Raw genomic sequence first — 6,582 nt, forward strand, 5'->3', positions numbered from 1 at the left:
ACGACAACGGGCGACCCTCCGAAGAGGATCGCCCGTTGTCGTGTGCTGTGAAACTTACTCGCTGTCGCTGTCTCCGGTGGCCTTGGCCAGGTCGACCGGGACCTCGTCGGGGACGATGATCGCCTTCTTCTCACCGCGGAAGGTGAACTTCGCGTCCTCACCTGCGCCTTCGCCGTCCCAGTTCTCGACGTCGACCAGGATGATCTGGCCGGCTTCGATCTCGCCGAAGAGAATCTTCTCCGACAACTGGTCCTCGATCTCGCGCTGGATGGTGCGACGCAGTGGCCGCGCACCCAGGACGGGGTCGAATCCGCGCTTGGCGAGCAACGACTTCGCCTTCTCGGTGACCTCGATCGCCATGTCCTTGTTCTTGAGCGCACCTTCGACTCGGTTGAGCATGAGATCGACCATCTGGATGATCTCGTCCTTGGTGAGCTGGTGGAACACGACGATGTCGTCGATACGGTTGAGGAACTCGGGGCGGAAGTGCTTCTTCAGCTCGTCGTTGACCTTGAGCTTCATCCGCTCGTAGTTCGAGCCGGTGCCTTCACCCGAGGAGAAGCCGAGGCCGACGGCCTTCGAGATGTCCGAGGTACCGAGGTTCGAGGTGAAGATGAGCACGGTGTTCTTGAAGTCGACCGTGCGTCCCTGGCCGTCGGTGAGACGACCGTCTTCGAGCACCTGCAGGAGGGTGTTGTAGATCTCCTGGTGTGCCTTCTCGATCTCGTCGAACAGCACGACGGAGAACGGCTTGCGGCGGACCTTCTCGGTGAGCTGGCCGCCCTCTTCGTAGCCGACGTATCCCGGAGGTGCACCGAACAGGCGCGACGCGGTGAAGCGGTCGTGGAACTCGCCCATGTCGATCTGGATCAGTGCGTCGTCCTCGCCGAAGAGGAAGTTCGCGAGAGCCTTCGACAGCTCGGTCTTACCGACACCCGAGGGACCGGCGAAGATGAACGAGCCCGACGGACGCTTCGGGTCCTTCAGACCTGCACGGGTACGACGGATCGCCTTGGAGACGGCCTTGACTGCCTCGACCTGGCCGATGATCCGCTTGTGCAGCTCGTCCTCCATGCGGAGCAGACGCGTGGTCTCTTCCTCGGTGAGCTTGAAGACGGGGATGCCGGTCCAGTTGCCCAGGACCTCGGCGATCTGCTCGTCGTCCACCTCGGCGATGACGTCGAGGTCACCGGAGCGCCACTGCTTCTCCCGCTCGGCACGCTGACCGACGAGGGTCTTCTCCTTGTCGCGCAGGTTCGCAGCCTTCTCGAAGTCCTGTGCGTCGATGGCCGATTCCTTCTCCCGGCGCGCGTCGGCGATCTTGTCGTCGAACTCGCGCAGGTCTGGCGGAGCGGTCATCCGGCGGATGCGCATCCGCGCGCCCGCCTCGTCGATGAGGTCGATCGCCTTGTCGGGCAGGAACCGGTCGTTGATGTACCGGTCGGCCAGTGTTGCGGCCGCGACGAGGGCACCGTCGGTGATCGAGACGCGGTGGTGTGCCTCGTAGCGATCGCGCAGACCCTTGAGGATCTCGATGGTGTGCTCGACGGTCGGCTCGCCGACCTGGACGGGCTGGAAACGACGCTCGAGTGCGGCGTCCTTCTCGATGTACTTGCGGTACTCGTCCAGGGTGGTGGCACCGATGGTCTGCAGTTCGCCACGAGCCAGCTTGGGCTTGAGGATCGACGCTGCGTCGATGGCACCTTCGGCGGCACCTGCGCCGACGAGCGTGTGCAGCTCGTCGATGAACAGGATGATGTCGCCGCGGGTGTTGATCTCCTTGAGCACCTTCTTCAGGCGCTCCTCGAAGTCACCGCGGTAACGGCTGCCGGCCACGAGCGAGCCGAGGTCGAGGGTGTAGAGCTGCTTGTCCTTGAGCGTCTCGGGGACCTCGCCGTTGACGATGGCCTGAGCCAGGCCTTCGACGACTGCGGTCTTACCGACACCGGGCTCACCGATGAGGACGGGGTTGTTCTTGGTACGACGCGAGAGCACCTGCATGACGCGCTCGATTTCCTTCGCGCGACCGATGACCGGGTCGAGCTTGCCTTCGAGCGCGGCCTGGGTGAGGTTGCGTCCGAACTGGTCGAGGACCAGCGACGTGGACGGGGTGCCCGCCTCGCCGCGGCCGCTGCCGCTCTCGGACGGTTCCTTGCCCTGGTAGCCCGACAGCAGCTGGATGACCTGCTGGCGCACGCGGTTGAGGTCGGCTCCGAGCTTGACCAGGACCTGAGCTGCGACGCCTTCGCCTTCGCGGATCAGTCCCAGCAGGATGTGCTCGGTGCCGATGTAGTTGTGGCCGAGCTGCAGTGCTTCACGCAGGCTGAGCTCGAGTACTTTCTTGGCGCGCGGGGTGAACGGAATGTGACCGGACGGAGCCTGCTGACCCTGCCCGATGATCTCCTCTACCTGGCTGCGTACTCCTTCGAGGGAGATGCCCAGCGACTCGAGAGACTTGGCAGCGACGCCTTCGCCCTCGTGGATGAGGCCGAGCAGAATGTGCTCCGTGCCGATGTAGTTGTGGTTGAGCATCCGGGCTTCTTCTTGAGCCAGGACGACAACACGCCGCGCGCGATCGGTGAACCTCTCGAACATCGCTCTCCCTCACTTCTTGGCGGGTGGTAGCTCGCCCACCAGTTCTTCTAGCGCCGCAGTGTCCAACACGCCGGGTCGCTTGTGCATTTGAAGGTAAGACTGGTTCTCACTGTAGTTGGCCGACGTTACGAACGCCGACCCTCCACCCCTGAAATGCTGCGCAACGGCCCACGAATGCGGACTGCCTTGCCTGCTTACTGTTCATAACGCAGGCACTATGCAAAACGTTTCCCGTTCACTGTCCGCTGCTGGCGAACAGCCCTTCACCGTTCGATCAGGCCTGAGACGGCTTGACGATGGGAAACAGGATCGTTTCGCGGATACCCAAGCCGGTCAGCGCCATCAACAGACGGTCGATTCCCATGCCGGTTCCGGTGGTCGGCGGCATGCCCTGTTCCATCGCGGCGAGGAAGTCCTCGTCGAGCACCATGGCCTCGTCGTCGCCTGCGGCGGCTTGGCGCGCCTGGTCCTCGAAACGCTCGCGCTGGATGATCGGATCGACCAGCTCGGAGTAGCCGGTGGCCAGCTCGAACCCACGGACGTACAGGTCCCACTTCTCGGTGACGCCCGGCTTGCTGCGGTGCTGACGCGTCAGCGGCGACGTCTCGACCGGGAAGTCGCGGACGAACGTGGGCTCGGTCAACGCGTCGCCCACCTGGTGTTCCCACAGCTCCTCGACGAGCTTGCCGTGGCCGTAGATCGGGACGCCGTCCTTGCGCGGCACCTCGACGCCCACGTTGTCGGCGATCGCGAGCAGCTCGTCGACGGTGGTCTCGGGGGTGACGTCGAACCCGAGCGATTCCGACAGCGACGGGTACATCTCGAGCGTCGTCCATTCGCCGCCGAGGTCGTAGGTGGTGCCGTCGGGCAGCGTCACGACCGTGGATCCGAGGGCGGCCATGGCCACTTCCTGGACCAGCTCACGCGTCATTTTCGCCGAGTCGTCGTACGTTCCGTAGGCCTCGTACGTCTCGAGCATCGCGAATTCCGGCGAGTGCGAGGAGTCTGCACCCTCGTTGCGGAAGTTGCGGTTGATCTCGAACACCTTCTCGATACCGCCCACGACGCAGCGCTTGAGGAACAGCTCCGGCGCGATACGGAGATAGAGGTCGGTGTCCATCGCGTTGGAATGTGTGACGAACGGCCGAGCCGCCGCGCCGCCGTGCAGCGTCTGCAACATCGGCGTCTCGACCTCGAGAAATCCACGACGCTCGAGGGCGTTGCGCAGTTCCCGAACGACGGCGATGCGCTTGCGGGCGGTCTCACGCGAGGTCGGGTTGGTGATCAGATCCAGGTAACGCTGCCGGATCCGCGTCTCTTCGCTCAGTTCCTTGTGCGCGACGGGCAGCGGACGCAACGACTTCGACGCGATCTGCCAGGCGTCGGCCATCACGCTGAGCTCGCCGCGTCGGGAGCTGATGACCTCACCGTGCACGAACACGAAGTCACCGAGATCGACATCGGACTTCCACTCCGCGAGTGCGTCCTCGCCGACGCCCGCCAGACTGATCATTGCCTGCAGCTGGGTGCCGTCGCCCTCCTGCAGAGTGGCGAAGCACAGCTTGCCGGTGTTGCGGACGAAGATGACACGGCCGACGACTCCGACGATCAGGCCGGTTGTCGTATCGGGTTCGAGTTCGGGGAACTCGGTGCGGATCTCGAGCAGCGAATGGGTCCGCGGGACCGACACCGGATATGCCTCGACCCCGCGCTCGAGCAGCGCGGCGCGCTTGGCACGACGAATCCGTAGTTGCTCCGGGGTGTCGTCGGCAGGCTGGGTAGAAGCTGTATCACTCACGCGCAGACACTTTACAGTCCGAGCGTGTAAGGACTGTCAGTGCGCTGCGACGGCCTCGGCCTCACGGACGCAGTGCTTGGCCTGCGTCAACACACCGAGCAGCCCAGCCGACTTCAGCGCCTGATAGCCGCCGACCAGATCGGTTGACTTGTGCAGACCCAACAGCTTGAGCGACGCGGCGGCGAGCGAGGAGGTGTAGCCCTCGGAGCAGATCACGATCCATTCGACGTCGTGGTCGACGGCGATCGCCAGGCGCGCATCGCTCGTCGGGTCCAGACGCCATTCGAGGACGTTGCGTTCGATAGCGAGTGCCCCGGGCAGCGTTCCCTCCACGGCGCGTTGTGCCTGGGGGGCGGATGTCGACGACGACGGCTCCGCGGGCGATGGCGTCGCGCAGCTCGAAGACGGTCATTCGATCGATGGTCTCGCGTGCGGATTCGAGCATTTCGACGATGGTCATGCGCTGGCCTTCTCGGGTTCGTCGGTGAGCTCGCTACGGGTGCGGCGCAGCGTGGACCGTTCGGTCACTTCGTAGTAGGACATCGCCGTCAACGGTGGCGAGTAGGCGTGCACGCTGAGGGTGGGGCCGGCCGTGTCGGACGCCGAATCGTGCATCACGTCGTGAACCCAACCGAGCGGGAACGACGCCTGATCACCGGCGTCGAGGCGACGTTGCTTCAGTCCTGTTCCGGCCCAACGGTATTCGAGAAGCGAGCCGCTGAGAACGGTGAGCGCACCGAGCGAGCCGGCGTGATCGTGCAGTTCGGTGGATCGATCGGGAACCCAGCTGATCAACCAGACGTCGAGGTCGTCGTCGGAATGCAGTCGGGCGGCCCAACGCTCGTCGGTCGGCCAGCGACCGCCGCCGGGAAGCAGGTGATCGAAGCGGCCCTCGAGAACGTCGGATGCGCCCTGGTCGGTGATGCGCAGCAGGTCGGGTGGACGCAACCGGGTCGGAAGCGTCGAGACCGAACGCGACGACGATCGGGTACGGGAGGGTGCAAAAAGTACAGGTGTGGAAAGCATGAAGCTCTACTCCAGGGGTGTGTTACGAACGAGGCAGGGTTCAGCCTCGACAACACTCCTGGGTGGCCATGCACGTCATCACGCCGAGAATTCTGACACACGGCACCGCGAAGCGCTAGTCGTTCACCGCGGACGGCGTTTGGCCATGTTGCGTTCGTAGACCAGGCGCAGCCCCTCGAGCGTCAGGTCGGGTTCGTGGTGCTCGATGGTCGTCGACTCGGGCAGGATCAGCGCCGCGATGTCTCCGGTGCCGATGATCGCGACGTCTGCGCCCGTCACCTCGGGGACCTCTCGTCGAATTCGCCCGACCAGGCCGTCCACCAGACCGGCGAACCCGAAGATGGTGCCCGACTGGATGCACTCGACGGTGTTCTTGCCCAACACCGACCGCGGACGGATCATCTCCACCTCGCGCAGCGTGGCGGTGCGAGTGGACATGGCCGACGCCGACATCTCGAGACCGGGGGCGATGGCACCGCCGAGAAATTCGCCCTTGGCCGAGACGACGTCGACACAGGTGGTGGTTCCGAAATCCACCACGATGCACGCCGTGCCGTAGAGGTCGTGTGCGGCAAGGGTATTGACGATGCGATCGGCACCGACCTCCTTGGGATTGTCGACGAGCAACGGCACGCCGGTCCGCACACCGGGTTCGACCATCACGTGGACCACGTGATCCCAGTAGCGCGCGAGCATCGTCCGCATCTCCCGCAGCACCGACGGCACGGTCGACAGTGCAGTCACTCCGGTGATCCGTTCGGCGTCCTCTCCCAGCAGACCGCGCAACATCAGGGCCAGCTCGTCGGCCGTCACATGCGGGTCGGTTCGAATTCGCCAATCTCGCAGCAGTTTCGAGTGATCCCCCGTGCCGGTGAACAGGCCGACCACGGTGCTGGTGTTGCGCACATCGATCGCGAGGAGCATCGGATCAGACCAGCACGGAATCGGCCCGCAGGTCGCGCGGCGTGATCAGACCCGAGCCCGCAGGCGCATGAGCCGGATCGCTGCCGAGTTCGACAGGACCGTTCTTCTCGTCGACGAACACAACCCGCGGTGCGTATTCGGCAACCTCCTGCTCGTTCATCACTCCGTAGGCGATCAGGATGACCAGGTCACCCGGGTTCACCAGATGCGCTGCAGCTCCGTTGATTCCGATGACACCG

The 6,582-nt window shown here is 64.5% G+C and carries 5 protein-coding genes and 1 pseudogene; all 6 read right to left on the reverse strand.

All coding sequences use genetic code 11. The annotated features are described in order from the left end of the window. Positions 1–54: 54 nt before the first annotated feature. Positions 55–2,595 carry an ATP-dependent Clp protease ATP-binding subunit gene (locus tag RHBS_RS22340; protein ID WP_032380134.1) on the reverse strand — a complete coding sequence of 847 codons (2,541 nt, stop codon included), beginning with the start codon at positions 2,593–2,595 and terminating at the stop codon, positions 55–57. A gap of 274 nt (positions 2,596–2,869) precedes the next feature. Then, on the reverse strand, positions 2,870–4,393 hold the full coding sequence (gene lysS / locus RHBS_RS22345; RefSeq protein WP_128646454.1) for a lysine--tRNA ligase: 1,524 nt from the start codon (positions 4,391–4,393) through the stop codon (positions 2,870–2,872). A gap of 36 nt (positions 4,394–4,429) precedes the next feature. Continuing rightward, a pseudogene (locus tag RHBS_RS22350) lies at positions 4,430–4,853 on the reverse strand (rhodanese-like domain-containing protein). Next, positions 4,850–5,419 carry a cysteine dioxygenase family protein gene (locus tag RHBS_RS22355; RefSeq protein ID WP_128646455.1) on the reverse strand — a complete coding sequence of 190 codons (570 nt, stop codon included), beginning with the start codon at positions 5,417–5,419 and terminating at the stop codon, positions 4,850–4,852. Before RHBS_RS22355 ends, RHBS_RS22350 begins: the two are co-directional and overlap by 4 nt. 123 nt (positions 5,420–5,542) lie before the next feature. Next, on the reverse strand, positions 5,543–6,343 hold the full coding sequence (locus RHBS_RS22360; RefSeq protein WP_094613722.1) for a type III pantothenate kinase: 801 nt from the start codon (positions 6,341–6,343) through the stop codon (positions 5,543–5,545). Positions 6,344–6,347: 4 nt separating this feature from the next. After that, on the reverse strand, positions 6,348–6,582 hold a 235-nt coding region (locus tag RHBS_RS22365), incomplete at its 5' end, for an aspartate 1-decarboxylase (protein WP_187298598.1).

Source organism: Rhodococcus sp. BS-15 (assembly GCF_000813105.1).
GTDB lineage: Bacteria > Actinomycetota > Actinomycetes > Mycobacteriales > Mycobacteriaceae > Rhodococcoides.